Raw genomic sequence first — 25514 nt, forward strand, 5'->3', positions numbered from 1 at the left:
TTTTGCCCATCGCGTCGAACCCGGACCAGGGTGCGCGGAAGGCTCATCGCCGTGTCCGTCACAGACCTCCCCATCCTCGGCATGCTTCGGACCCGGATGCAGTGGCATCAGACCCGGCAGAAGCTCCTCGCCGAGAACGTCGCCAATGCCGACCTGCCGGGGTTCAAGCCGCGCGACCTCGCCGCCCCGGATCTCGGCCGGCGCGGCGGCGGCCTCGCGCAGCCGGAAGGGGCGATCGCCGGAAGCGTCGGGCTCGCCCAGACCAGCTCGTCCCATATGGCGGTCGGCGGCGGTCCCGAGGGTCCCGGCGCCGATCCGCGCCGTTTCAAGGGTTTCGAGATCCGCCCGAGCGGCAACGGCGTCAACCTCGAGGAGGAGATGATGAAGGCCGGCGAGAACCAAGCCGATTACCAGCTGGCCGCCACGCTCTACCAGAAGAGCATGGAGACCCTGAAGATCGCCATCGGCAAGCGCTGATCGCAACCCGCACTGACCGGATGGAGACCGCGCCGTGGACTTCCTGAAATCCCTGACCGTCGCTGCCTCGGGCCTGAAGGCCCAATCGAGCCGGATGCGGGTCATCTCCGAGAACATCGCCAACGCCGATTCCGCCCCGTCGTCGCCGGGTGCCGAACCCTATCGCCGCAAGATCCCGACCTTCCGCCAGCAGGTCGACCGCGAGACCGGCGCGACCGTGATCGAGGCCGGCCGGGTCCAGCGCGACACCGCCCCGTTCCGGACCAAGTACGATCCGGGCAACCCGGCCGCCAACGCGCGCGGCGAGATCCGGATGCCGAACGTCAACGGGCTGATCGAGAACATGGATATGCGCGAGGCCCAGCGCTCCTACGAGGCCAACCTCAACATGATCACGGCGACCCGCCGGATGATCTCCAAGACCCTCGAGATCCTCAAGGCCTGATCCGGCCGTCACCGCCCTCCCTGAAAGTCCGCCCCGATGCCCAGCAACGCCTTCGCGGCCGGTGCCTACGCCGCCATCCAGAACATCGGGGCTCCCAAGGGAGGGATGCCCAAGGTCGCTCCGGCCTCCGGTGCGGAGGGCGGATTCTCCGCGCTCCTGTCCTCGGCCATGGACAGGGTCGGCGATGCGGGCGCCAAGGCCGACGCCCAGGCGCTGGCCGTCGCCGGCGGCAAGGCCAACGTCGTCGACGTGGTTACCGCGGTGGCCGAGAGCGAGACCGCGCTCCAGACCCTCGTCGCCGTCCGCGATCGGGTGATCTCCGCCTACGAGGAGATCATGCGGATGCAGATCTAGCATTGTCGGATAGTCGTCCTGACCCCGTCATTCCGGGTACGCCCGCGGCGCCCCGGAATGACGGGGAGGGCGGCACGGCCGATTCCGGCGCTCTCGCAACCAACCTCACAGCGAAACGAAACCAGCTCCATGACCGGCCTCGCCATCCTCGACGTCGCGCGCGACGGGATCTTCGTCTTCCTCAAGGTGGCGGGCCCGCTGATGCTGGTCGCCCTCGCGGTCGGCCTCGTCGTGTCGCTGCTTCAGGCCCTGACCCAGATCCAGGAACAGACCCTCATCTACGTGCCCAAGATCGTCGCCGTGTTCGCGGCCCTGCTCCTGATGCTGCCCTTCATGGGCGATGCGCTCGCCGGCTACATGACCCGCATCGCCGCCCGCATCGTCGCCGGAAGCTGAGCCGCGTGCTATGAGCGGGCATGAATCTCCTCCTGCCCGGTATCGCGGCGGCTTACCTCCTCGTCTTCGCACGGGTGGGTACGCTGATCATGCTGATGCCGGGCCTGGGCGAGAACATGGTGTCGCCGCGGATCCGGCTCGCCTTCGCGCTGCTCGTGAGCCTGATCCTGTTTCCGATGGTGCGTCCCTTGTTGCCGATGGAGGGCGGGGCGCTCGGCGGCACGGACCTCATCACGCTCCTCATCGGCGAATTGCTGATCGGCCTCATGCTCGGTCTGACGGTCAGGATGGTGCTCGCCGCCCTGCAGACCGCCGGCCTGATCCTGTCGCAGCAGCTCGGACTGTCCTACGCCATGACCGTGGACCCGACGCAGGGCGGGCAGCAGGCGGCGCTCGGCAACTTCCTCCAGCTTCTCGGCATCACCCTGATCCTCGCCACCGACCTGCATCATCTCGCCCTCGACGCCGTCGGGCGCAGCTACATCTTGCTTCCACCCGTCGGGGTTCCGGGGATGGGGGAGGCCGCTCAGCTCGCCCTCAAGGCGGTGGCGCGCGGCTTCAGCCTCGCGGTGCAGATCTCGGCGCCCTTCATCGCCTTCGGCATCCTGTTCAATTTCGGCCTCGGTGTGATATCGCGGCTGATGCCGCAGATGCAGGTGTTCTTCGTCGCGGTTCCGGCTTCGGTGCTGATCGGCATGGTGGTGCTGTTCGGCAGCCTCGGCGTGATGATGGGTGTCTTCCTCGACGATATCGGCCGCTACCTCGGCGAACTCACCGGGCGATGACTATCCTGGCGCTGCCTTTCCTGGCGCTGCCTCGCCTGGACAGTGGAGCCTGATCCGTGGCCGAGGGTGCAGAGCAGGAAGACAAGACAGAAGACCCGACCCCGAGACGGATCGAGAAGGCGATCGAGCAGGGCAACGTCCCCAACAGCCCTGAGATCAGCACCTTCTTCATCCTGTCGGCGTTCACCCTCGTGCTGCTGCTCGCGGCGGGGCCGATCGCGCAAGCGATGCTGACCTCGATGCGCGCCTTCCTGATGAACGCGCATGCGGTCCCCTCGGACGCCGCGGCCTACGAGGCCATGGGGATCCGCGGGCTGCTCATCTGGGCGCAGGCGCTGATGGTTCCGGCCGGCGTCATCGTCGTCGCCGGACTGGCGGCGGGCTTCGCCCAGCACCCGCCCGTGTTCAGCACCGAGGCGATCGGCCTGAAATTCGAGCGGATCTCGCCGATGTCAGGGATTAAGCGCATCTTCGGCATGGAAGCGCTGGTCCAGTTCCTGAAGGGCTTGATCAAGCTCACCCTCGTCGGGACGGTGGCGGGGCTCATCCTGTGGGGCGAGCGCGATCGGCTCGAGGTGTTCGTCAGGCTCGACCCGACCGCGACGATGGGCGCGGTGCTGACGCTCGTCCTCAAGATGCTCGCCGGCGTCCTCGCCTTCTACGTCGCCCTCACGCTGGCCGACGCGCTCTACCAGCGTCACCGCTGGCGCAAGCGCCTGATGATGTCGAAGGAGGAGATCAAGCAGGAGCACAAGGAGAGCGAGGGCAATCCCGAGGTCAAGGGCCGCATGAGGCAGATCCGGGCCTCGCGCGGCAAGAAGCGGATGATGGCGGCGGTGCCGGAGGCGACCGTCGTCGTCACGAACCCGACCCACTACGCCGTCGCCCTGCGCTACGAGGCCGGCATGGCGGCGCCCATCTGCGTCGCCAAGGGCGTCGACAGCCTGGCGCTGCGCATCCGCGCCATTGCCGCCGAGCACGGCGTGCCCGTGTTGGAGAACCCGCCCCTCGCCCGCGCGCTCCACGCGACGGTGGAGATCGACGACGAGATCCCGGCCGAGCATTATCGGGCGGTCGCCGAGGTCATCGGCTTCGTGATGCGCCTGCGGCGCCGGGTCGCCTGATGAGCGGCCGTGGATGGCGATCCCGTGATCCCTCATCGTTTCGCCAGAGATTTCCGCACCTTGCAGAGAAGCCCCCTTGCGGCGGCGCAGGCCGTGGCGCTACCCAAGGCCGACGGTCGAGTGGGTTGACGCCGGATGTCTGAGTTGAGTGGGCCGACGACGCCGGCATCGAGTTCCATCGATCGGTCCGAACGGCCGGGCCGTGTCGGCCTGCTGCTGGTGCTGGCCGGTGTCCTCGTCGGGGCGTCCGTCGGCCTGTCCTTCGTCGCCAGCGACCAGGCCCAGCCGCTGATCCTCGGGCTCCTTGCGCTCCTCGCGATGGCCGGCGTCTTCTTCCTCTTCGCCCTGTCGATCGGCGCGCTCCAGTTCAGCGGCCAGAGCGGGCGCGACGACATCACCAAGGGCATCGTCGACGCGGCGCCCGAGGGAGCGATCGTGGTCGAGGAAGGCGGCCGCATCATCTACGCCAACGAGTCCTACCTGCGCATCGCGGGCGGCGACACCTTCAGCAACCTCAAGCCGGTGGAACGGGTCTTCGTCGGCTCACCGGAGGTGTCTGAGGCGATCTACCGCCTAGCCGAGGCCGCGCGCGACGGGCGCAGCCATGTCGAGGAGATCCGTCTCTCGCCGCCGCCGGAGACCGCGGTCGGGCGCAGCTTCGCCTGGTTCCGCATCGGAGTTCGGCCGATCGAGCGCCCGCGCAAGTCCGCCTCCCTCTGGGTGGTGAGCGACATCACCCACGAGCGCGAGCGCCAGGAGAACGTCTTCCAGGAACTTCAGCACGCGATCGACTACCTCGATCACGCCCCCGCCGGGTTCCTGTCGATCGATCCGGCGGGCTCGATCGTCTACATGAACGCGACGCTCGCCTCCTGGCTCGGATACGACCTCGCCACAGTCGGCTCCGGCGGGCTTCAGCTCGCCGACATCGCGCCGGGGGCCGACATCCTGGTCTCGGCTGCGGGCCAGCCCGGCGAGGTCCGCACCGACCGGTTCGACATGGACCTGCGCCGGCGCAATGGCCACCCGCTGCCCGCGCGGCTCTATCACCGCGTCGCCTTCGGCCAGGACGCCAGGCCCGGCCCCTCGCGCACCTTCGTCCTCAACCGCTCGGCGGGCGCCGAGAGCGACGAGCCGCAGCGGGCCGCCGAGGTGCGCCTCGCGCGCTTCCTCAACAGCAGTCCGATCGCCATTGCCACCCTTGATGCCGGCGGCCGCATCGCCCGCGCCAACGCCTCCTTCGCCAGGCTCTTCGGCGGCATGCCGCGTCAGGCCCCGGACGGCCATGACGGATCGACCGAGCCGACGATCTGGGATGGCCTCGCCGAGCGCGACCGCCCGTCGCTGGAGACCGCCCTCTCCAAGGCGGTGAGCGGAATGGCCGAGGTGGTGCCGATCGAGATCGCGGTAGCCGGTGCCGGCAACCGCTCGGCCAGGGTCTGGCTCAGCCCGGCCGGAGGCGAACCCGCGTCCCCGCCCGAGGCCGGGCGCGACGCGGCCCAGGAGCGCGCCGCTGCCCAGTCCGACCGCGAGCGCGTCATCCTCTACGCCCTCGACACCACGGCACAGCGCCAGCTCGAGCAGCAGGTCGCCCAGACCCAGAAGATGGACACAGTCGGTCAGCTCGCCGGCGGCATCGCCCACGATTTCAACAACGTCCTCCAGGCCATCATCGGCTATTCCGACCTCCTGCTGGCGAGCCATCGGCCGACCGATCCGGCCTTCCAGGACATCATGCAGATCAAGCAGAACGCCAACCGGGCGGCGAGCCTCGTGCGTCAGCTCCTCGCGTTCTCGCGGCGCCAGACCCTGCGGCCGGAGGTGATGAATGTCGGCGAGGCCCTCGCCGACCTGACCCTCCTCCTCAAGCGCCTGCTCGGCGAGCGGGTCGACCTCGACCTCAAGCACGGGCGCGACGTCTGGCCGATCAAGGCCGACGTCAACCAGTTCGAGCAGGTGATCGTGAACCTCGCGGTCAACGCCCGCGACGCGATGCCTGAGGGCGGTCGCCTCCTGATCCGCACGGCCAACGTCGTCCACCGCGATGAGGTGACCCCGGAGAGCCGCGCCGGGGCGCCGCCCGGTGATCACGTGCTGATCGAGGTTCTCGATACCGGCGAGGGCATCCCGCCCGACGTGATGGAGAAGATCTTCGAGCCGTTCTTCACCACCAAGGAGATCGGCAAGGGCACGGGCCTCGGCCTCTCGACGGTATTCGGCATCGTCAAGCAGAGCGGCGGTACCATCGACGTGCAGTCCATCGTCGGCGAGGGGACGGCCTTCCGGATCTACTTCCCGCGCCACGAGCCGGCGGCCGAGCCGGTGGCGGAGGTCACGTTGCCCCAGGCGCGGAACCTCGACCTCCCGGCCCCCGTCGGAGGCTCGAAGTCCGAGACGCCCCCCCCGCCCGCGCGAAAACCCTCCACCGATCATACCGGGCAGGGCACGATCCTCCTCGTCGAGGACGAGGATCCAGTCCGCGCCGTCAACATGCGCGCGCTCTCGGCCCGCGGCTACACGGTGCTCGAGGCGGCTTCCGGTCTCGACGCCCTGCGCATCATCGCCGACGAGACCCAGGAGATCGACCTCGTCGTCTCCGATGTGGTAATGCCGGAGATGGACGGCCCGACCCTGCTGCGCCAGCTCCGCAAGCACCGGCCGGACCTCAAGGTCATCTTCGTCTCGGGCTATGCCGAGGATGCCTTCCGCAAGAACCTGCCCGAGGGCGAGACCTTCAACTTCCTTCCCAAACCCTTCAGCCTGAAGCAACTCGTCGAGACGGTGAAAGAGATCATCGCCCAGTGAGGGGATGGTGCTGGCTCGCGGAGAACACGCTTGCCAGTTGAGAACAAAACAGGTACAAAATCGTCAGCAGCGGCGCCTTGAGCCCCGCGCCCGCCCCCTGCATAAGGATGCCGACGAATGGCCCAGCCCGCGCTGAAGATGGTGGAACCCACGATGGTGGACAAAGACAAGGCCAAGGCGATCGATGCCGCCTTGTCCCAGATCGAACGCGCCTTCGGCAAAGGCTCGATCATGCGGCTGGGCAAGAACGACAAGGTCGCGGAGGTCGAGACCGTCTCGACGGGTTCCCTCGGGCTCGACATCGCCCTCGGCGTCGGCGGCCTGCCGCGCGGGCGCGTCATCGAGATCTACGGTCCTGAATCCTCGGGCAAGACGACGCTCGCCCTCCACACGATCGCCGAGGCCCAGAAGAAGGGTGGCGTCTGCGCCTTCGTCGATGCCGAGCATGCCCTCGACCCGGTCTATGCGCGGAAGCTCGGCGTCCAGCTCGACGACCTCCTGATCTCGCAGCCCGATACCGGCGAGCAGGCCCTGGAGATCACCGATACGCTGGTGCGCTCCGGCGCCATCGACGTGCTGGTGGTCGATTCGGTGGCGGCCCTGACGCCGCGGGCCGAGATCGAGGGCGAGATGGGCGACAGCCAGCCAGGTCTTCAGGCGCGCCTGATGAGCCAGGCCCTGCGCAAGCTCACCGGCTCGATCTCGCGCTCGAAATGCATGGTCATCTTCATCAACCAGATCCGGATGAAGATCGGCGTGATGTACGGCTCGCCTGAGACCACGACGGGTGGCAACGCGCTGAAATTCTACGCCTCGGTGCGCCTCGACATCCGCCGGATCTCGACGCTGAAGGATCGGGACGAGGCCATCGGAAACCAGGTCCGCGTCAAGGTCGTCAAGAACAAGGTCGCCCCGCCCTTCAAGCAGGTCGAGTTCGACATCATGTTCGGCGAGGGCGTCTCGAAAGTCGGAGAGCTGGTCGATCTCGGGGTCAAGGCCGGCATCGTCGAGAAGTCGGGCGCCTGGTTCTCCCATGCGAGCCAGCGCCTCGGCCAGGGCCGCGAGAACGCCAAGGGTTTCCTGCGCGACAACCCCGATATCGCCAACAAGATCGAGGCGGCGATCCGGCAGAATTCCGGAATTCTGGCCGATAAGATCCTTGAGAACGCCAAGCCCACCGAGGATGACCTCGACGAGGGTGAGGCCTGATACCGGACCTGCCGGCGTGATACTGTCGATCTGACGAAACAGAGGCCGTACGCGCCTCCGGACGACGGGGAAGACGTTCGATCTCTTCGCCTGAAGCCGCCATTCAGAAAGGTCCGTTGCCGAAAGGCGGCGGGCTTTTTTGGTGCCTTCAGGTGCTGTAGGGCAGGATCTTGATGAACAGGCCCCACATGACGAGCAGAATACCGCCGATCGAGACCAGCCAGATGATGCTGCGCACCTGCGGTACGCCAAAGCCGTAGATCGGCAGGTAGGCGAGGCGAGACCAGAAATAGATGTGGGCACCGATGACGACGGCGGTGTTGTGCCGGCCCAGCGCGACGCAGGCGAGGACCAGCGCCGCGAAGATCGGAAAGGTCTCGAAGAAGTTCTTGGAAGCCTTCTCCAGCCGGGAGGCCGCCCCGGTCACTTCGGGCGTTCGCCCCTCGCGATTCCCGGCGGCCCAGGCGAACCCGCCGCGCTGCTGCACGCCGCTCATCGAGGCCGCGATGATGTGGACGAGGCCGAGCAGGCAGGACCAGGCGAGAAGGCGAATTTCGACGGGCATGGATTGCGGCCTCGAGAAGGATCGTTGGCGGGTCGTCGCTTCCTAACCCGAGCGTCGCCTGAAGCGAAGCCGCAGATCCCGAAACCCCTCGCGCACAAGGCGTGACTCGGCTCGACTTGATCCCTAAGAGGGCCTCAGCGCGGCACGTTGCCCTGATCCCCCGAACCGGCGCGAAATCCCCGTGCGGACTAAAGGCCAAGAGTCAATTTGCGATGAGCGGCGTTAACGAGATCCGGTCGACCTTCCTCGACTACTTCGCCAAGGCGGGGCACGAGCCCCTGCCGTCCTCCTCGCTCGTGCCGCGCAACGACCCGACGCTGATGTTCACCAATGCCGGGATGGTGCAATTCAAGAACGTGTTCACCGGCGTCGAGAAGCGACCCTACAGCCGTGCGACGACGGCCCAGAAATGCGTGCGCGCCGGCGGCAAGCACAATGACCTGGACAATGTCGGCTACACCGCGCGTCACCACACTTTCTTCGAGATGCTCGGCAACTTCTCCTTCGGCGACTACTTCAAGGCTGAGGCGATCGAACTCGCCTGGAACCTGATCACCAAGGAATTCGGCCTATCGAAGGACCGTCTGCTGGTGACGGTCTATGCCGACGACGACGAGGCCGCCGGGCTCTGGCGCCGGATCGCCGGCTTCTCCGACGACAAGATCATCCGCATCGGCACCTCCGACAATTTCTGGCAGATGGGCGATACCGGCCCCTGCGGCCCCTGCTCGGAAATCTTCATCGACCAGGGACCGGGCCTGCAGGGTGGCCCTCCCGGCAGCCCGGACGAGGACGGCGACCGCTTCCTCGAATTCTGGAACCTCGTCTTCATGCAATACGAGCAGGTCGAGCCGGGCAACCGCCTCGCCCTGCCGCGCCCCTCGATCGATACCGGCATGGGCCTGGAGCGGATGGCCGCCATCCTCCAGGGCGTGACCAGCAACTACGACACCGACCTGTTCCGGGCGCTGATCGACGCCGTCGCCCACGCGGTCGGGCGCCCGCCCGAAGCCGGCACCCGCGCCTCCTACCGGGTCATCGCCGACCACCTGCGCGCCTCCGCCTTCCTCGTCGCCGACGGCGTGCTGCCGGGCAACGAGGGCCGCGGCTACGTCCTGCGCCGGATCATGCGACGGGCCATGCGCCATCTCGAATTGCTGGGCTCGCGCGAGCCTGTGATGTTCCGCCTCGTGCCGACCTTGCTGCGCGAGATGGGCCAGGCCTATCCCGAGCTCGTCCGCGCCGAAGGTCTGATCACCGAGACCCTGCGCCTCGAAGAGACCCGCTTCCGCCGCACGCTGGAGCGCGGCCTCGCCATCCTGGACGACGAGACCAAGGGTCTGTCGGCCGGCCAGAACCTGTCGGGCGAGACCGCCTTCACCCTCTACGACACCTACGGCTTCCCCCTCGACCTGACGCAGGACGCCCTGAAGGCCCGCGGCATCGGCGTCGATACGGAGGTCTTCGGCCAGGCGATGGAGCGCCAGCGCAAGGCTGCTCGCGCCGCTTGGGTAGGCTCCGGCGAGGCTGCCACCGAGACGGTCTGGTACGGAGTGAGGGAGCGCGTCGGCGCCAGCGAGTTCCTCGGTTACGAGACCGAATCCGCCGAGGGCATCGTCACCGCGCTCCTGCGCGAGGGCGCCGAGGTCGAGACGCTGGTCGCCGGCGAGACCGGGCTCGTCCTCCTCAACCAGACGCCGTTCTACGCCGAATCCGGCGGCCAGGTCGGCGATACCGGGACGATCGCTGCCGCCGGCTTGAAGGCCCGCGTGAGCGCCACCGAGAAGAAGCTCGGCGACCTCTTCGTCCATCACGTGACGATCGAGGAGGGGCGCCTGACCTCGGGCCAGGCGGTGGAACTCGCCGTCGACCATGCGCGCCGCTCTGCGATCCGCGCCAACCACTCGGCGACTCACTTGCTGCACGAGGCCCTGCGGCAGGTGCTCGGCGACCATGTCGCCCAGAAGGGTTCGCTGGTGGCCCCCGAGCGCCTGCGCTTCGATTTCAGCCACCCGAAGCCCCTGGAAGAGGCCGAGGTCAGGGCTGTGGAGGACATCGCCAACGCCGTCCTTCTGCAGAATACCCCGGTCGTGACGAAGCTGATGGCGCAGGACGAGGCGGTCGCCTCCGGCGCCCGCGCGCTCTTCGGTGAAAAATACGGCGACGAGGTCCGCGTCGTCTCGATGGGCCTGCCCGTCTCCGATGAAGGCAGCCCGGCGGCGGGCGGCCGCCTGCCGGCCTTCTCGATCGAATTGTGCGGCGGCACCCATGCGGCGCGCACCGGCGATATCGGCGTGATCACCGTGGTGGGCGAGAGCGCGGTGGGAGCCGGCGTGCGCCGGATCGAGGCCATGACCGCCGATGCCGCCCGCCGCCACCGGGCTCAGGAGAGCCGGACGCTGAGTCAAATCGCCGGCCTTCTCAAGGCGCCGGTCTCGGACGCGCCCGAGCGTCTCGCCAACCTGATCGAGGAGCGCCGCCGCCTGGAGCGCGAATTGACCGACGCCCGCAAGAAGCTGGCGATGGGCGGAGGCGGTGCTGGCGGCGGAGATGAAATCCGCGAGGTCGGCGGCGTGAAGCTGCTGGCCCGGGTCGTCGAGGGCGTCGAGCTTCGCGATCTCAAGAGCCTCGCCGACGAGGGCAAGACCCGCCTCGGCTCGGGCATCGTTGCCCTGGCGGGCATCTCCGCCGACGGCAAGGCCGGTCTCGTCGTGGGCGTGACCGATGACCTGACGGGTCGTCACGACGCCGTGGCGCTGGTTCGTGCCGGCGCCGACCATCTCGGCGGCAAGGGCGGGGGCGGACGCCGCGACATGGCCCAGGCTGGCGGTCCGAACGGCGCCGGTGCTGCCGCAGCCCTCGATGCGATCGCGGCGGCCCTGGCCGCTGGCACGTAGGGCGAGACCTCGGACCGGTCCCGGTCCGAGGTCTCGGAACAGGATCAGTTCACCCGCGACCAGGTCTGACGCTTGCAGAATACGCCCATGACGCAGCCGGCGACCTCGACGGCGTTCGGTCCCTTGACCTTGAGCGATCCGGAATAGGTCTTCCCGTCCTTAGGGTTGTAGAGCGAGCCCTCGTAGCCGTCGGAGCTCGCCGTCGTGGCGTTCAGGATGCGGACGCCGACGAGGCTGCGCGAGCGCAGGGATGCGTCCGGGTTGTTGGCGTCGAGGCCCGTGCCGGAGGTGCTGGCGATGGAGCCGCAATAGCCACCGCCGCAGCGCGAGATCTTGATCTTCGAGTCGCCGTTCTCGGTGAGCCATGTCCCGGTGGGGTCGGCCCCTTTCTGCGCGAGGGCGGCCGCAGGAGCCATCAGGGCTCCCGAGACGATGGCAGCTAGGGCCCAACGCAGCTGTCGTGTCGATCTCACGTATCATTCCTCCCAAACAGCACCGACGCGGCGTCTTTGCGGCCGGCTCGGCTTTGCCGATCAAAGGCATAACGCGGCGCGGACGGCTCTCGCAAGCGGCTTGCAACCTGTGCTCCATACGTCGCCGTCCGGAGCCCGGGGCGAGGTCGCCAGCCTTGACGGAGCCACCCCGATATCACCAGAACGCGCGGGCGCCGGGTCGACGGACGATCCTTCAGGAGACGGCAGCAATGCGTGTGATCGAGACGGAGATCCCTGCGGTCAAGCGCGTCGTGCCGGTCCGCCACGGCGATGCCCGCGGCTGGTTCTCGGAGACCTTCCGCGCCGATATCCTGGCGGCGAACGGCATCGCCAACGGCTTCGTCCAGGACAACCAGTCCTTTTCGGGTCCCAAGGGCACGATCCGGGGCCTGCATTTCCAGCTCGCACCGGCCGCGCAGGCCAAGCTCGTACGGGTGCTCTCGGGCAGCATCCTCGATGTCGCCGTCGACATTCGCCGGGACTCGCCGACCTTCGGCCGCCATGTCGCCGTGCGTCTCGATGCCGAGGGTGGCGAGCAGCTCTTCGTGCCGGCCGGCTTCGCCCACGGCTTCTGCACCCTCGAGCCCGACACGGTGATCGCCTACAAGGTCGACGCCTATTACAGCCGCGAGCATGACCGGGCGATCACGTGGAACGATCCGGGTCTCGGCATCGTCTGGCCGGTGGCGGAGGCCGAGGCGCATCTCTCCGACAAGGATCGCGCCGCGCCCAGGATGGCGGACCTGCCCATCCTTTTCTGATCGCTCCGCTGCAAGAAGCGGGATGAGGCTGTCCCCCGATTGGCGGCGTTGTCGTCGGGAACCTGTCCCGACGCGGAGGCGGCCATGGACAAGCAGCATCCCAAGACGAAGGACCCCGTAGCTGAGGGCGCTCACGCTCGCGCGATAGGCCGGCCAAAGGACGCCTGCCCCTATCCCGCCGGATCGGCCGAGCGGAGTGCCTGGTTCGAGGGCTACGACGGCACGCCTTCCGATGCGGGACCGGACCTCGCCCCTTGCACGAGCCGCACATCCTCGGGGCTCGATCAATGATCGGCGCCCCTCGCGCAGGCAGGCAGCGTTTCGGTGCCGGAGGACACCATGCTCAAGGGCGCGACGCTCGTCGCGCAGGATCAGCGTATGGCCCATCACGGCCTTCCCGGGTTCGGGACTGCGGCGGGTCGCGCCAAGGCCTTTGGCAAGTCCGACGATGAAGCAAAGCTCGAGCAGTCGATGTGCGAGATCAGTCGGGCCGACGAGTTCGCCAGCCAGGTCGCCGCTTGATCCCTTCGTGAGCTCTGACCGGTGCGTATGTCGACCGGAATGCTTAGCTCAGATCGGCGTCGCCATGACGATGATCATGGCCGGACACGACCTGCTGCAGGAGGCGGATGAGGTGGTGCCGATCCGCGTCCGTGAGCGCGTCGACCGTCCGGGCGTGAGCGTCCCGGGCCGCCCCCTCCATCGCGGCGTGAAGCGCTTCTCCCGCAGGAGTGAGGCGACAGACCTGCGCGCGGCGATCGGTCGGCGAGATCGATCGGCTGACCAATCCGCGGCCAGCGAGGCGCTTGAGGGCGCCGGTCGTCGTCGTTCGGTCGAGGGCCACCGCGTTTGCGAGCGTCGTCTGGTCGGCTTCGCGCAGCTCCCGGAGCTGCGAGAGCAGGCTGTATTGCAGCGGCGTGATGCGAAATTCGGCACAACGCTCCGAGAACAGGCTCACATGGATCTGGTGCATCCGGCGTGCGAGAAAGCCGGGTCGCTCCCAGAGGAGCCATGGCTCCTGACAGGGCTGGTGGCCCTCCACCGTCTGTAGGCTCTTCGCCGAAGCAGCCGCGACCTCTTCCATCAAGCCTCACCGTCGAACAACCCTGCCCTGGCACGTCGCATGCATTGCGTCGATGCGAAGCATACTGCGCTTTTGGCAAGAACGGGGCCGAGTGATGGACGATCGCCGTTTCGATCTGATCCTGCGCGGTGGACGGGTCATCTGCCCCGTCTCCGGCATCGATGGCATCCGCGACGTGGCGGTTCGCGACGGTCGCATCGCCGCGGTCGAGGAGGCGATCCTGCCCTCCGCCGCCGCCGAGGTCGTCGACGTCTCGGGCAAGCTCGTCCTGCCCGGCATGATCGACACCCACGCCCATGTCTATCAATACGTCACAGGCCGTTTCGGACTGAACGCCGACATGGTCGGCGTGCGCTCGGGCGTCACCACGGTGGTGGACCAGGGCGGCGCGTCCTGCATGACGCTGCCGGGCTTTCGCCACTTCATCGCGGAGAAGGCGGAGACCCAGGCCCTGGCCTTCCTATCCGCCTATCTCGTCGGCGGCCTCGAAGGGCATTTCTACCCGAACCTCTACAGCCCGGACGGCGTCGACATCGACGCGACCGTGAAATCGGCCGTCGAGAACCGGGACCTCGTGCGCGGCATCAAGGGCCATGCCGAGATCGGCGGCTTCGCCCGCTGGGGCATCAAGGTCATGGAGATGGCCGCCGAGATCAGCCGGCAGGCCGACCTGCCGCTCTACGTGCATTTCGGCCAGCTCTGGGGCCTGCCGGAATCCGGTGCCAATGGCGAAGATGCCGACACCATCGTCGAACGGGTGATCCCGCTGCTGCGCCCCGGAGACGTGCTGGCCCACCCGTTCACCCGCCATCCGGGCGGCTTCATCAACGAGGCGGGCGAAGTCCATCACATCATCCGCCGGGCGATGGATGCGGGGCTGAAGGTCGATGTCGGCCATGGCAGCCACTTCTCCTACCGGGTCGCCCGCGCCTCGCTGCCGGCCGGGGTGATCCCCTATACGCTCGGCGCCGACATGCACGGCTACAACACCGAGGTGCCCCAACCCGCCGGAACCCCCGACGAGCACCACGACGACGAGAACCATCCCTTCCTCGGCCAGGCCCGCTTCAGTCTCACCCAGGCGATGAGCTCGATGATGGCGCTGGGGATCCCGTTCGAGGAGGTGGTGCCGATGGTGACCTCGCACCCGGCAGAGATGCTGCGCATGAGCGACCGCATCGGCGCGCTGACGATCGGCTTTGCGGCCGACGTCTCGGTCCTGCACGACGATCGCGGCCGTTTCCTCCTTCGCGACAACGAGGACACGAGGGTCGTGGCCGAGCGCCTGCTGCGCCCTGCCTTCTGCCTCCGCGCGGGCAAGCGCTTCGAGGCCGATTCGCCGATCCTGCCACAGGCGATCGCGGCCTGAGGTGGCACCGGTGCCCGCCTTTGTCATCGACGACCCGACGCCAGCCGATCCTCGCCGCGCCTGGGACCGGCTCGACCATGCGGCGAGGGGCGCATGCTTCGACAACAATGCGAGCGTCGCCGACAGCGCCGCGCAGATCGCCGCACGCAACGCGGCCTCTGCCGATTATCGGGCCACGCATGCTGGCAGCCTCGACATTCGCTATGGTCAGGGCGCCCGCCAAGCGTTCGACCTCTATCCCGCGGCTGATCCCGCCGCGCCCTGCCTCGTCTTCGTCCATGGCGGCTACTGGCAGCGCAACGCCAGGGCCGATTTCGCCTGCTTCGCGGAAGGACCGAACGCGGCCGGCTGGTCCGTGGCGATGCCGGGCTACACGCTGGCGCCGGATGCCAGCCTCGGGGCCATCGTCGGGGAGATCGGCACCGCCCTCGACTGGCTCGCCGAGCACGGTGCCAAGCACCGGATCGGCGGCTCCATCGTCCTCGCCGGCTGGTCGGCGGGGGCACAGCTCGCCGCGCTTCATCTGGGGCACCGGGCGGTGACGGCGGCCCTCGCGATCTCGGGCGTCTACGACCTCGCGCCGATCCGCGAGACCTACCTGAACGAGAAGCTCAAGCTCACCGACGCGGAGATCGAGACCCTCTCGCCGCTGCGGCTCCCCGTCGTTCAGAAGCCCATGACGATCGCCTATGGAAGCCGCGAGCTTCCCGCCCTCGTCCATGACGGGCGCAATCTCCACGCCTCGCGCAGCGCCGCCCATGCCTCCGGCGCCCTGCTGCCGGTACCGGGCGCCGACCATTTCTCGATCCTCGACGAGTTCCGAAGGCACGACGGCCTGCTCGTCCGCGCCGCTCAGGACCTCCTCGGAGGCGCCCGATGAGCGCCGAGGGCGTCGGCGCCCCGCTCCCCCGCAAGGAGGACGATCGCCTGATGCGGGGGCGCGGACAATATGTCGGCGACATTCGCCTGCCCGGCATGCAGGACGTCGCCTTCGTCCGCAGCCCCCTCGCCCATGCTCGAATCCGCGCGATCCATGTGCCGGACGCCTATCGCGATCGGGTCTTCACCGCGGCCGACCTCGACGGCGTCCTGCCGATCCGCGCGGTCTCGGGGCTCCCTGGCTTCAAGGCCTCCGAGCAGCCGGTTCTGGCCATCGGCAAGGTGCGGCAGGTCGGCGAGCTCGTCGCCATGTGCGTCGCCCCGACCCGAGCCGAGGCCGAGGATATCGCCGCATCCGTGGTCCTCGATCTCGAGGAGCTGCCGGCCGTGCACGACATGCTGGCCGCACGCGAGCCGGGCTCTGCCCTCGTCCACGAGCATTGGGGCGACAACGTCTTCCTGGAGACGCTGGTCGACATCGACATCGCATCCGCCCTCGATGCGCCGATCACGGTGAGCCGCACCATCTCGACGGGCCGGCAATGCATGGCACCGATCGAGGGCCGCGGCACGGTGGTGCATCTCGACCACCGCCTCGACCAGCTCGTCGTCCACACCGCGAGCCAGATGCCTCATATCGTGCGCAACGGCCTCTCGGAATGTCTCGGCATCGAGCAGGGCCGCATCCGCATCGTCTCGCCCGATGTCGGCGGCGGCTTCGGCTACAAGGCGATCCTGTTGCCCGAGGACGTGGCCCTGTCCTGGCTCGCCCTGCGGCTCGGGCATCCTGTCCGGTGGCTGGAGGACCGGCGCGAGCACCTCACCGCCAACGCCAATTGCCGCGAGCACCATTACCGCATCACCGCCTATGCCGAGCGCGACGGCCGGTTGCGCGGCATCGATTGCGAGGCGATCGTCGATTCCGGTGCCTATTCCGCCTACCCGTTCTCGGCCTGCCTCGAAGCCGCGCAGGTCGCCAGCATCCTGCCCGGACCCTACGACTTCCCGGCCTATCGCTGCCGCACCTGGTCGGTCGCGACCAACAAATGCCCGATCCTGCCTTACCGCGGCGTTGCCCGCACCGGCGTCTGCTTCGCCCTTGAACTCGTGCTCGACGCTGTCGCCCGCGAGGCCCGTATCTCGCCCGAAACGGTGCGGGAGAAGAACCTCGTCCGGCCGGACCAGATGCCGTTCGAGAACATCACCAAGAAGCATTTCGACAGCGGCGACTATCCGCAGGCGCTGGCTCGCGCGCTGAAGGCCGTCGACGCCGAGGCGGTTCGCGCCCGCCAGCGCGGCCTTGAGCCGGATGGCCGTCGGATCGGCCTCGGATTGGCGATCTACTGTGAGCAAGCGGCGCACGGGACGTCCGTCTATTCCGGCTGGGGCATCCCGATGGTGCCGGGCCACGAGCAGGCGAGCGCCCGCCTCACCCCGGATGGCGGCCTCGAACTCAGGATCGGCGCACATTCGCACGGCCAGGGCCTGGAGACGACGCTGGCTCAGGTCGCCCATGAGATCCTCGGCATTCCGGTGGCGCGCACCCGCCTCGTCCACGGCGATACGGCGATGACGCCCTATTCCACCGGCTCCTGGGGCTCGCGGGTCATGGTGATGGCCGGCGGCGCGGTGGCGGCGGCCTGCGAGGCTCTGCGCGACCGCGCGGTACGGATCGGCGCCCACCTGCTTCAGGCTCGGCCTGACGAGTGCCGCTTCGAGGGCGGACACGTGGTCGGACCCTCCGGCGACGTGCCGCTGGAGACCATCGCGCGCACCTGGTACCGGCGCCCGCAGGATCTGGCGCCCGATACCGATCCGGGCGGCCTCGAAGTCACCGCCGGATACAAGCCGCGGCGCGATTCCGGCACCTTCTCCTACGCGGCGCATGCCGCATTGGTGGCGGTCGACCCAGATCTCGGGGCGGTCGAGATCCTCGACTACGTCATCGTCGAGGATGGCGGCACCCTGGTGAACCCCCTCGTGGTGGACGGCCAGATCTACGGCGGCCTCGCTCAGGGCGTCGGCACGGCCCTGTACGAGGAGATGCGTTTCGACGCCCGCGGCCAGCCGCTCGCCTCGACCTTCGCCGACTATCTGCTGCCCGGCGCGGCGGAGGTGCCGATGGCCCGCATTGACCACATGGAGACGCCCTCGCCCTACACGCGCTTCGGCCAGAAGGGCATCGGCGAGGGCGGCGCCATCGCTCCGCCGGCCGCGCTCGCCAACGCGATCAACGACGCGCTCGCGCCGCTCGGCGTCGAGATGCTGCATTCCCCCATCACCCCGCGGCGGATCGTGGAGGCGGTGCTCGCTGCCCGTCTTGGCTCCGACCACGCGAGGGAAGCCGCATGAAGCCCGCGCCCTTCGCCTGGGAGCGCCCGGCGGATCTGGCCGCGCTCGTCGAGCGCCTCGCTACGGCGCCGGGGAGCGTGAAGCTGATCGCCGGCGGCCAGTCCCTCGGCCCGATGCTCAACCTGCGCCTCGTCGAGCCGGACCTCGTCCTCGACATCACCGGGATTGCGGAATTGCGCCAGGCAAGGGTCGAGGACAACGTCCTCGTTCTGGGCGCCTGCGTGACGCATGCCGATATCGAGGACGGACGCGTGCCAGACCTCACCGGCGGCGCCTTGCAGCGGGTCGCCGCCGCCATCGCCTACCGGCCGGTGCGCAACCGCGGCACGATCGGCGGCAGCCTCGTCCACGCCGACCCCGCCGCCGATTGGTTGAGCGCGTTGACCGCCCTCGGAGCCGAGGTCGAGATCGCCGGCCGGAACGGTCGCCGCACCATGCCGGTCGAGCGTTTCGTCACCGGTGCGCTCGACGTCGCGCTGAGCCCCGGCGAGATGCTGGTCGCCATCCGCATACCGGCGATGCCGGAGGGCGCCGCCTGGGGCTACGTCAAGCACTGCGCCAAGATCGGCGAGTTCGCTCATGCCATCGCGGCCGTGCGGCTCGAACCCGAAGCCGGTCGTTGCCGCGCCGTGATCGGTGCCGTCGAAGGGCCACCCCTGCTCCTTGCCGACGCCAGTCCGCTCTTCGGCGGCCGCATCGGACCCGACTTCGCCACGTGCTTCGATGCGCGAACCGCCGATTCCGTCCTCGCTGCTTCCGGCATGACGGACCCGGTGGACCGCCACATCCACGTCACGGTGCTGGCCCGCGCGGTGGCGCAGGCGGCCAGACCCGTTCGGTCGCTTCTGCCGGAGGCCGCATGAGCGCCGGGCTGGCAGAACCTGCGGCGGGCCGAATCGCCCTTTCGCTGACGGTGAACGGTCGGTTTCGGCGGATCGAGGCCGAGCCGAGGAGCCATCTCGGCGATGTCCTGCGCGAGCACCTCGACCTCACAGGGACCCATCTCGGCTGCGAGCACGGCGTTTGCGGCGCCTGCACAGTTCTCCTCGACGGCGAGCCGGCGCGGGCCTGCCTCACCTTCGCTGGCGCCTGCGCGGGCGCCTCGGTGACGACGATCGAGGGCCTCGACGACGATCCGGTCGCGGCGGAGCTTCGTGCCGCCTTCAACCGCGAGCATGCCCTTCAGTGCGGCTACTGCACCCCCGGCATGCTGGTGGCCGCGCGCGACCTCGTCCTGCGCCTGCCCGATGCCGACGAGCGGCGAATCCGCATCGGCCTCTCGGGCAATCTCTGCCGCTGCACCGGCTATGCGGGCATCGTCCGGGCGGTGATGAGTGTGATCGCGGCGCGGCGCGCGGGCGGTATTGCCCCCGAGGCTGGCGCGGCGCGCGCCCTCGGTCCTGTCGGCGCCCGCATCGGCGAGGCGGTCGCCGCGCCCCTTCGGCCGCTGGCGGAGCGGCCGGCTTCGCTCGCACCCGCCATGTCGCAAGACCTTGCCGGCGCCTTCGAGCCGGCCCACCGCTTCACGCAAGCGATCGACTTCGTCCATCCGCCGGACGCGGTCTTCGCGCTCCTCGGCGACATCAAGGCTGTGGCCGCCTGCCTGCCCGGCGCCGTGCTGACCGGAAAGCCCGCACCCGACATGGCCGAGGGTGGCCTGCAGGTGCGGATCGGGCCGATCGCCGCGACCTTCCGAGGGCGTGCCCGGATCGAGCGGGACGAGGCGGCGCTCAGCGGGCGCGTGCGCGGGGCCGGCAGCGATGCCGGTGGGCGCTCGGCCACCGAAGGCGAGATCCGCTACCGCGTCGCTCCTGGCGAGGCACCCGGCACGGCCCGGGTCACCCTGGACGTCGGCTATACCTTGACCGGTCCGCTCGCCCAGTTCGGCCGGCCCGGACTCGTTCGCGATCTCGCGGGCCGCATCGCGGCGGATTTCGCGCGCAACCTCGATGCATGCCTCTCGGGCATCGCTCCCCCGGCCTCTGGCCTCAATCCCCTTCGCCTCCTCCTCGGCCTCGTCCGCGCTCGCATCGCGGCGTGGCTCGGCCGCTCCTGACCTCATCCCGCGCCCCACCCCGCCCCACCGGAGACACGCAATGCCGAGCAGGTTCACCCTCACCACCGCGATCCTGCTGGCCCTCGCGACGACGGCGCATGCGGACACGATCCGCATCGGCGTCAACGAGCCGCTCACCGGCGCCTTCGCCGCCTCAGGCACCTACGTGGTCAACGGTGCCAGGATCGCCGCCGACGAGATCAATGCGAAGGGCGGCGTGCTCGGCAAGAAGCTCGAACTCGTCGTCGAGGACAACAAGAGCAATCCCACCGAGGCCGCGGCGGTGGCCGAGAAGCTGATCACCAGCGACAAGACCCCGGTGATGATGGGCGCCTGGGGATCGAGCCTGACGCTGGCGGTGATGCCCAAGCTCGCCGATTACGAGGTGCCGATGCTGGTCGAGACCTCCTCGTCGGGCAAGATCACCACCTCGGGCAATCCTTACGTCTTCCGCATCTCGCCGCCCTCCGCGCTGGAGGCCGAGACCTTCGCGCCGACGGTCGCCAAGCTCGGGCTGAAGAAGGTCGACTTCCTGGTGCTCAACAACGATTTCGGCCGTGGCGCGGCGGCCGATTTCGGCAAGATGCTCAAGGAGAAGGGCGTTCAGGTCGGCTTCGTCGAGACCATGGACCAGGGCGCGCAGGACATGAGCGCCCAGCTCGCCAAGCTGAAGGCCTCCGACAGCGACACCATCATGATCACCAGCGCGGTCGACCAGCTCGTGCTTCTCTTCAAGCAGATGTCGGCGATCGGCCTGAAGAAGCGCGTCATCACCACAGGCGGCTCGCAAAACCCCGACCAGATCATCGCCCAGGCGGGCACGGCCGCCGAGGGCACCATGCACCTCACCACCTTCCTCCCCTGGTTGCCGGAGAAGACACCCGACCCGAAGGCCACGGCGAGCTTCATCGCCGAGTGGATGAAGCGCGGCTTCCAGTTCGCGGGCGTCACCGAGAGCTTCCGCGGCTACGACGGCATTCGCGCGATCGCGAAGGCCATCGAGAAGGCCGGCTCGGCCGAGCCTGCGGCGATCACCAAGGCGTTCTGGTCGGTGGATTTCACCGGCCTCAACGGCCCGATCCGCTTCGCCAAGGCCGGTCCCGCCGGCAAGGAGAGCGGGCAGAGCAAGCCCGACGTCTACCTCATCGAGATCAGGGACGGCCGCGTCGTCGTGCCGGCTTTGTGAGGTGCCGCATAGCGACGAACCGCCCGCCCGCCTGGCGGCCCGGCCCTTCGATAAGCCGGGCACGACATCTGCGAGGAGACGACCATGGACCAGCTGATCCAGCACCTCGTCAACACGCTCATTCTCGGCGGCACCTACGCCCTGCTGGGGATCGGGCTGACCCTGATCTTCGGGATCATGAACGTCGTGAACTTCACCCACGGCGCCCTCTACACGGTCGGCGCCTACCTCATGTATCTCTCGGTCGCCGCGCTCGGCCTGAACTTCTTCCTGGCGCTTCCCGTGGCGATCCTCGGCGGCCTTCTGTTCGGGGCCGCGATCGAGCTGCTTCTGCTGCGCCCGTTCCGGGGCTCGGACATCGACACCACCATGCTGGTGATGATCGGCGCCGGCATCGTCCTGCAATCCGCGACGCTCTGGATTTTCGGCGGCGTCGCCAAGGCGATCCCCTCGCCCTTCCCGGAGGCGCCGCTCGACATCGGCCCGGTCTCGGTCTCCTGGTTGCGTCTGTTCGTGCTCGGCGCGGCGCTCGCCCTGATCGCGATCACCTACGCGCTCATCAACCGGACGAGGCTCGGGCTCGCCATGCGGGCGGCCTTCCAGGACGCCGATACGGCGGCTCTGATGGGCGTCAACGTCCGCCTCGTCTACACCGCGACCTTCGCGATAGGATCTTCTCTCGCCGCCGCGGCCGGCGCCCTGCTCGGTCCCGTCTACGTCGTCTTCCCGCAGATGGGAGGGCTCGCCGAGCTGAAGGCCTTCGCCATCGTGATCCTCGGCGGCCTCGGCAACCTCAAGGGGGCGGCCATCGGCGGCTTCATTCTGGCGCTCGCCGAGGAACTCGGCGCCGGCTACGTCTCATCCGGCTACCGGGACGCCATGGGCTTCCTGATCATCATCGCGGTGCTGCTCTACAAGCCGACCGGCCTTTTCGCGAAAGCGGAGCGCATCGGATGAGCCGGCTCCTCCCGATCGCGCTCCTCGCGGGCCTTGTCGTCCTGCCGCTGGCGCTGGGCTCCAGCCCCTATGTGCTCAATGCGCTCATCACCACGGGCATCCTGACCATCGGTGCCATGAGCCTGAACCTGCTTCTCGGGTTCACCGGGCAGCTCAGCCTCGGCCATATCGCCTTCTTCGGCATCGGCGCCTATGTCAGCGCCCTGACGAGCCTCGGTTTCGACGTCGAGATCGGTTTCGGCTATCGGATCGTGCATGAGCCCTGGCCGGCGGCGATCGGCGTCCTGCTCGGAATCCTTGCGGCGGGCGCCTGCGGCTACCTGATCGGCCGCCTTTCCTTCCGCGTGCGCGGCGCCTATTTCGTGATCGTCACGGTCTCCTTCGCCGAGGTCGTCAGGCTCGTCGCTCTGAACTGGGTGGAGCTGACGCAGGGGCCGCTGGCACTCACGAACATCCCGGCGGTCACACTCGGCATTCCCGGTCTCGGCACCTGGACGCTCAGGACCAAGCTGCAGAACTACTATCTCGTGCTGGGCACCGGCACGCTTTGCTACCTCATCATCGCGCGCCTCGTCGGCTCCCGCTTCGGCCGTGCGATGCGGGGCCTCAAGGAGAACGAATCCCTCGCCCTCTCGGTCGGGATCAACGCCGCCCGAACGCTCACCATCGCGACGGTGATCTCGGCCGCGATGGCGGGCGCGGCGGGCAGCCTCTACGCGCATTACCTGCGCATCATCGACCCCGATATCTTCCAGTTCGCCACGACCGTGACGATGGTCATCATGGTGGTGGCGGGCGGCAAGGGCACGCTGCTCGGCCCGGTCGTCGGCGGCCTGATCTTCGGTCTGCTGCCGGTGGCGCTCCGTCCGGTGATGGCGCCGGAAGCCCAGTGGATGGTCTACGGGATCGTCCTGATCGCGATCCTGTTCGTGATGCCGAAAGGCATCGTACCGGGGGTGTCGGTGCTCCTCGCCCGCCTCCGTTCGACCCGCTCCGTCCCCGTCCTCGAAGCCAGCCCGGCGGTGCCGCGATGAGCCCGATCCTCTCGGTCGAGCATGTCGGGGTGCGCTTCGGCGGCCTCGTCGCCATCGCGGACCTGCATTTCGATGTCCGCGAGGGCGAGATCGTCAGCCTGATCGGACCGAACGGCGCGGGCAAGACCACCGCCTTCAACGTGATGACCGGCTTTCTCAAACCCAGCCAGGGCGAGGTCCGCTTCCGCGGCACCGGCCTGACCGGTCTTCCGTCGCACGAGATCACCCGGCTCGGCCTTGCCCGAACCTTCCAGCGCACCAGCGTCTTTCCCGACGACACGGTCTTCGACAACGTGATGATCGGCCTGCATCGGAAGGGCGCGCAGGCGAGCCGCGCGCCGCTTTTCGACGCGCTGATCGGCCGTGCCGGTGCGGCCGAGCGGCGCCTGCGCGCCCGTGCGGAGGAACTGCTCGACTGGGTCGGGCTTTCGGAGCGCTCGCAGGAGAAGGCCGGCGCGTTGGCCTATGGCGAACAGCGACTTGTCGGCGTCGCCCTTGCGCTCGCCACCGAGCCCGCCATGCTTCTCCTCGACGAGCCGGTCTCGGGCATGAACGCCTCGGAGACGCAGGTCTTCGTGCGATTGATCCGGCAGATCCGGGAGCGCGGCGTCACCATTCTGCTCGTCGAGCACGACATGCCGATGGTCATGGAGGTCTCGGACCGCATCGTCGTCCTCAACTATGGCCGCCTGATCGCCGAGGGACCGCCGGCCGGGATCCGCAGCGATCCCGCCGTGATCGAGGCCTATCTCGGCCAGGGGAGCGCCGCGCGCCGAGCCGCCGCAGAGGCGCAGGAACCGGCCGATGCTTGAGATCCGCGACCTCGTCTGCGGCTACGGCCACGTCACCGCCCTCAAGGGCCTCACCATCGAGGTGCGCGAGGGCCAGCTCGTCGCCCTCGTCGGGGCCAACGGCGCCGGCAAATCCACGACGTTGCGGGCAATCTCGGGACTGGTGCCGGTCCGCTCCGGCGAGATCCGGTTCAAGGGCCGCGACATCGCGGGTGCCGAGCCCCGCCGCATCCTGGCCGAGGGCATCGCGCTTTGCCCCGAAGGACGGCGCGTCTTCCCGCAGATGAGCGTTGCCGAGAACCTCGCCATGGGCGCGTATCTGCGCCGCGACCGGGCAGGGGTCGCGACGGATCTCGATCGCATCTACGGCGAGTTCCCGCGGCTCGCGGAGCGCCAAAACCAAGCCGCCGGCACGCTCTCGGGCGGCGAGCAGCAGATGCTGGCGATCGGACGCGCCCTGATGGCGCGCCCCAGGCTCGTGCTCTTCGACGAGCCGTCGCTGGGCCTCGCCCCCAACATCGTCGAGCGGATGTTCGCGGTGATCCGGTCGATCTGCGATTCAGGCACCACCGTCCTGCTGGTCGAGCAGAACGCCTTCGCGGCCCTCGAACTCTGCGACCACGCCTATCTCATCGAGACCGGCCGCATCGTTCTCGAAGGCAGCGGCGAGGTGCTGATCGCCGATCCTCATGTGCGGCAAGCCTATCTCGGTGGCTGAGGCGGAGCGTGCAGGCTGGATCCATCTCGGTCCCACCAACCTCCTCGGCGACCGCGACCTGATGCCGATCGTCGTGGGACGCAAGCCCCTGATCCTCCTGCGGGACGGCGACCGCATCCTCGCTGTGGAGCGCGCCTGCCCGCACGAGGGCGCCGACCTCACGCTCGGCCGTTGCACGGACGGACGGCTGTTCTGCCCGCGACACCTCGCGTCCTTCGACCTTCGAGACGGATCGGTCTCAGCCGGGTGGTCGTTCCGCGCCCTTCGTTTGTTTTCCGTCCGTGCGACGCCCGACGGTCTCTGGCTCTCGATGGACGACGGCCCGCCATCGCCGAAGCCGACCGAAGCCTGCAGCGCGGCGGATTCGGCCCAGGATCGAGCGAATGGTCATGTCTGAGCCTGACCCCGGCCGGCGGTTGCGCCTCCGGGTCTGGTTCAATGCGCTTCACGGAACGGTACGTAGCAATGTTCTCAGCCTTGGCATGGCGAGAGCGCGACTTACCGATGGCCTCTAGGATGCGATCGTTCGGCTCGCCTGGAGCCGGGCTTATGCCTGAGCGGGGCCGGACGGCACGACAGCGCCATGACCCTCAACCAAAGCGGACCGTCCCGTCAGGCGCCGTAAATCATTGAAGCGGTTGGAGCGGGCGATCGGGATCGAACCGACGACATTCAGCTTGGGAAGCTGACGTTCTACCACTGAACTACGCCCGCGCTTGCCCATGGCTATTGGGTCGGCGCGGCGTTGTCCACCCCTTGCGGGGTGCCGCTGCATA

The 25514-nt window shown here is 68.5% G+C and carries 26 protein-coding genes and 1 tRNA gene; 23 read left to right on the top strand and 4 right to left on the bottom strand.

Annotated features, from left to right (window positions below; all coding sequences use genetic code 11):
- Positions 1-51: 51 nt before the first annotated feature.
- From flgB to recA, 8 genes are all read left to right on the top strand, one after another.
- Entirely contained in the window at positions 52-477 is a 426-nt protein-coding gene (gene flgB / locus K2Y56_RS12585) for a flagellar basal body rod protein FlgB (protein ID WP_292507724.1), read from the top strand.
- Positions 478-511: 34 nt separating this feature from the next.
- Positions 512-922, top strand: a complete 411-nt coding sequence (gene flgC, locus K2Y56_RS12590) for a flagellar basal body rod protein FlgC (RefSeq protein ID WP_292507725.1) — start codon at positions 512-514, stop codon at positions 920-922.
- 36 nt (positions 923-958) lie between these two features.
- Positions 959-1276 (top strand): flagellar hook-basal body complex protein FliE, encoded by a 318-nt coding sequence (fliE, locus tag K2Y56_RS12595; RefSeq protein WP_292507726.1) that lies wholly within the window; start codon positions 959-961, stop codon positions 1274-1276.
- A 129-nt stretch (positions 1277-1405) separates the two neighbouring features.
- Positions 1406-1672, top strand: a complete 267-nt coding sequence (fliQ, locus tag K2Y56_RS12600; protein WP_292507727.1) for a flagellar biosynthesis protein FliQ — start codon at positions 1406-1408, stop codon at positions 1670-1672.
- Between the two features lie 20 nt (positions 1673-1692).
- Positions 1693-2457: a flagellar biosynthetic protein FliR gene (gene fliR, locus K2Y56_RS12605; RefSeq protein ID WP_292507728.1), complete on the top strand. Its 765-nt coding sequence runs from the start codon at positions 1693-1695 to the stop codon at positions 2455-2457.
- Positions 2458-2513: 56 nt separating this feature from the next.
- Complete coding sequence (flhB, locus tag K2Y56_RS12610) at positions 2514-3581, top strand: flagellar biosynthesis protein FlhB (protein ID WP_292507729.1); 1068 nt, start codon at positions 2514-2516, stop codon at positions 3579-3581.
- Positions 3582-3716: 135 nt separating this feature from the next.
- Entirely contained in the window at positions 3717-6386 is a 2670-nt protein-coding gene (gene cckA / locus K2Y56_RS12615) for a cell cycle histidine kinase CckA (RefSeq protein WP_292507730.1), read from the top strand.
- A gap of 117 nt (positions 6387-6503) precedes the next feature.
- Positions 6504-7595 (top strand): recombinase RecA, encoded by a 1092-nt coding sequence (gene recA, locus K2Y56_RS12620; RefSeq protein ID WP_292507731.1) that lies wholly within the window; start codon positions 6504-6506, stop codon positions 7593-7595.
- Between the two features lie 148 nt (positions 7596-7743).
- Here the strand turns inward: recA and K2Y56_RS12625 are convergent, their stop codons facing one another.
- Positions 7744-8160: an MAPEG family protein gene (locus K2Y56_RS12625; protein WP_292507732.1), complete on the bottom strand. Its 417-nt coding sequence runs from the start codon at positions 8158-8160 to the stop codon at positions 7744-7746.
- Between the two features lie 212 nt (positions 8161-8372).
- Here K2Y56_RS12625 and alaS point away from each other — a divergent pair, with 212 nt between their 5' ends.
- On the top strand, positions 8373-11057 hold the full coding sequence (alaS, locus tag K2Y56_RS12630; RefSeq protein WP_292507733.1) for an alanine--tRNA ligase: 2685 nt from the start codon (positions 8373-8375) through the stop codon (positions 11055-11057).
- Between the two features lie 44 nt (positions 11058-11101).
- Here the strand turns inward: alaS and K2Y56_RS12635 are convergent, their stop codons facing one another.
- Positions 11102-11473, bottom strand: coding sequence for a DUF2147 domain-containing protein (locus K2Y56_RS12635; protein WP_292507794.1), 372 nt, complete (start codon positions 11471-11473; stop codon positions 11102-11104).
- A gap of 287 nt (positions 11474-11760) precedes the next feature.
- Here K2Y56_RS12635 and rfbC point away from each other — a divergent pair, with 287 nt between their 5' ends.
- The 3 genes from rfbC (at position 11761) to K2Y56_RS12650 (ending at position 12834) form a co-directional block, all read left to right on the top strand.
- Complete coding sequence (gene rfbC / locus K2Y56_RS12640) at positions 11761-12312, top strand: dTDP-4-dehydrorhamnose 3,5-epimerase (RefSeq protein ID WP_292507734.1); 552 nt, start codon at positions 11761-11763, stop codon at positions 12310-12312.
- An 84-nt stretch (positions 12313-12396) separates the two neighbouring features.
- Positions 12397-12603 carry an Rmf/CrpP family protein gene (locus K2Y56_RS12645; protein ID WP_292507735.1) on the top strand — a complete coding sequence of 69 codons (207 nt, stop codon included), beginning with the start codon at positions 12397-12399 and terminating at the stop codon, positions 12601-12603.
- Between the two features lie 33 nt (positions 12604-12636).
- Complete coding sequence (locus tag K2Y56_RS12650) at positions 12637-12834, top strand: DUF892 family protein (protein WP_292507736.1); 198 nt, start codon at positions 12637-12639, stop codon at positions 12832-12834.
- Positions 12835-12877: 43 nt separating this feature from the next.
- Here K2Y56_RS12650 and K2Y56_RS12655 read toward each other — a convergent pair whose 3' ends face one another.
- On the bottom strand, positions 12878-13285 hold the full coding sequence (locus tag K2Y56_RS12655; RefSeq protein ID WP_292507796.1) for a MarR family transcriptional regulator: 408 nt from the start codon (positions 13283-13285) through the stop codon (positions 12878-12880).
- A 205-nt stretch (positions 13286-13490) separates the two neighbouring features.
- Here K2Y56_RS12655 and K2Y56_RS12660 point away from each other — a divergent pair, with 205 nt between their 5' ends.
- The 11 genes from K2Y56_RS12660 (at position 13491) to K2Y56_RS12710 (ending at position 25135) form a co-directional block, all read left to right on the top strand.
- On the top strand, positions 13491-14765 hold the full coding sequence (locus K2Y56_RS12660) for an amidohydrolase/deacetylase family metallohydrolase (protein ID WP_292507737.1): 1275 nt from the start codon (positions 13491-13493) through the stop codon (positions 14763-14765).
- A gap of 10 nt (positions 14766-14775) precedes the next feature.
- Positions 14776-15645 carry an alpha/beta hydrolase gene (locus tag K2Y56_RS12665; RefSeq protein ID WP_292507738.1) on the top strand — a complete coding sequence of 290 codons (870 nt, stop codon included), beginning with the start codon at positions 14776-14778 and terminating at the stop codon, positions 15643-15645.
- On the top strand, positions 15642-17996 hold the full coding sequence (locus tag K2Y56_RS12670) for a xanthine dehydrogenase family protein molybdopterin-binding subunit (RefSeq protein ID WP_292507740.1): 2355 nt from the start codon (positions 15642-15644) through the stop codon (positions 17994-17996). Before K2Y56_RS12665 ends, K2Y56_RS12670 begins: the two co-directional genes overlap by 4 nt.
- On the top strand, positions 17993-18859 hold the full coding sequence (locus tag K2Y56_RS12675) for a xanthine dehydrogenase family protein subunit M (RefSeq protein ID WP_292507742.1): 867 nt from the start codon (positions 17993-17995) through the stop codon (positions 18857-18859). Before K2Y56_RS12670 ends, K2Y56_RS12675 begins: the two co-directional genes overlap by 4 nt.
- A complete protein-coding gene (locus K2Y56_RS12680; RefSeq protein ID WP_292507744.1) occupies positions 18856-20052 on the top strand; it encodes a 2Fe-2S iron-sulfur cluster-binding protein in 1197 nt (398 codons plus the stop codon). The genes K2Y56_RS12675 and K2Y56_RS12680 overlap by 4 nt, the downstream gene beginning before the upstream one ends.
- A gap of 40 nt (positions 20053-20092) precedes the next feature.
- On the top strand, positions 20093-21238 hold the full coding sequence (locus K2Y56_RS12685) for an ABC transporter substrate-binding protein (protein ID WP_292507746.1): 1146 nt from the start codon (positions 20093-20095) through the stop codon (positions 21236-21238).
- An 84-nt stretch (positions 21239-21322) separates the two neighbouring features.
- Positions 21323-22195, top strand: a complete 873-nt coding sequence (locus K2Y56_RS12690) for a branched-chain amino acid ABC transporter permease (RefSeq protein ID WP_292507748.1) — start codon at positions 21323-21325, stop codon at positions 22193-22195.
- Complete coding sequence (locus K2Y56_RS12695) at positions 22192-23229, top strand: branched-chain amino acid ABC transporter permease (RefSeq protein WP_292507750.1); 1038 nt, start codon at positions 22192-22194, stop codon at positions 23227-23229. Before K2Y56_RS12690 ends, K2Y56_RS12695 begins: the two co-directional genes overlap by 4 nt.
- Positions 23226-24041, top strand: a complete 816-nt coding sequence (locus K2Y56_RS12700) for an ABC transporter ATP-binding protein (protein WP_292507752.1) — start codon at positions 23226-23228, stop codon at positions 24039-24041. Before K2Y56_RS12695 ends, K2Y56_RS12700 begins: the two co-directional genes overlap by 4 nt.
- The gene (locus K2Y56_RS12705; RefSeq protein WP_292507754.1) at positions 24034-24738 is read left to right on the top strand and encodes an ABC transporter ATP-binding protein; all 705 of its coding nucleotides are present in this window, start codon (positions 24034-24036) and stop codon (positions 24736-24738) included. The genes K2Y56_RS12700 and K2Y56_RS12705 overlap by 8 nt, the downstream gene beginning before the upstream one ends.
- Positions 24710-25135 carry a Rieske 2Fe-2S domain-containing protein gene (locus K2Y56_RS12710; RefSeq protein ID WP_292507756.1) on the top strand — a complete coding sequence of 142 codons (426 nt, stop codon included), beginning with the start codon at positions 24710-24712 and terminating at the stop codon, positions 25133-25135. The genes K2Y56_RS12705 and K2Y56_RS12710 overlap by 29 nt, the downstream gene beginning before the upstream one ends.
- 242 nt (positions 25136-25377) lie before the next feature.
- Here K2Y56_RS12710 and K2Y56_RS12715 read toward each other — a convergent pair.
- Positions 25378-25452 (bottom strand) — tRNA-Gly (locus tag K2Y56_RS12715).
- Positions 25453-25514: the final 62 nt, after the last annotated feature.

Origin of the sequence: Methylobacterium sp. (assembly GCF_019745455.1) — a bacterium.
Taxonomy (GTDB): Bacteria; Pseudomonadota; Alphaproteobacteria; order Rhizobiales; family Beijerinckiaceae; genus Methylobacterium.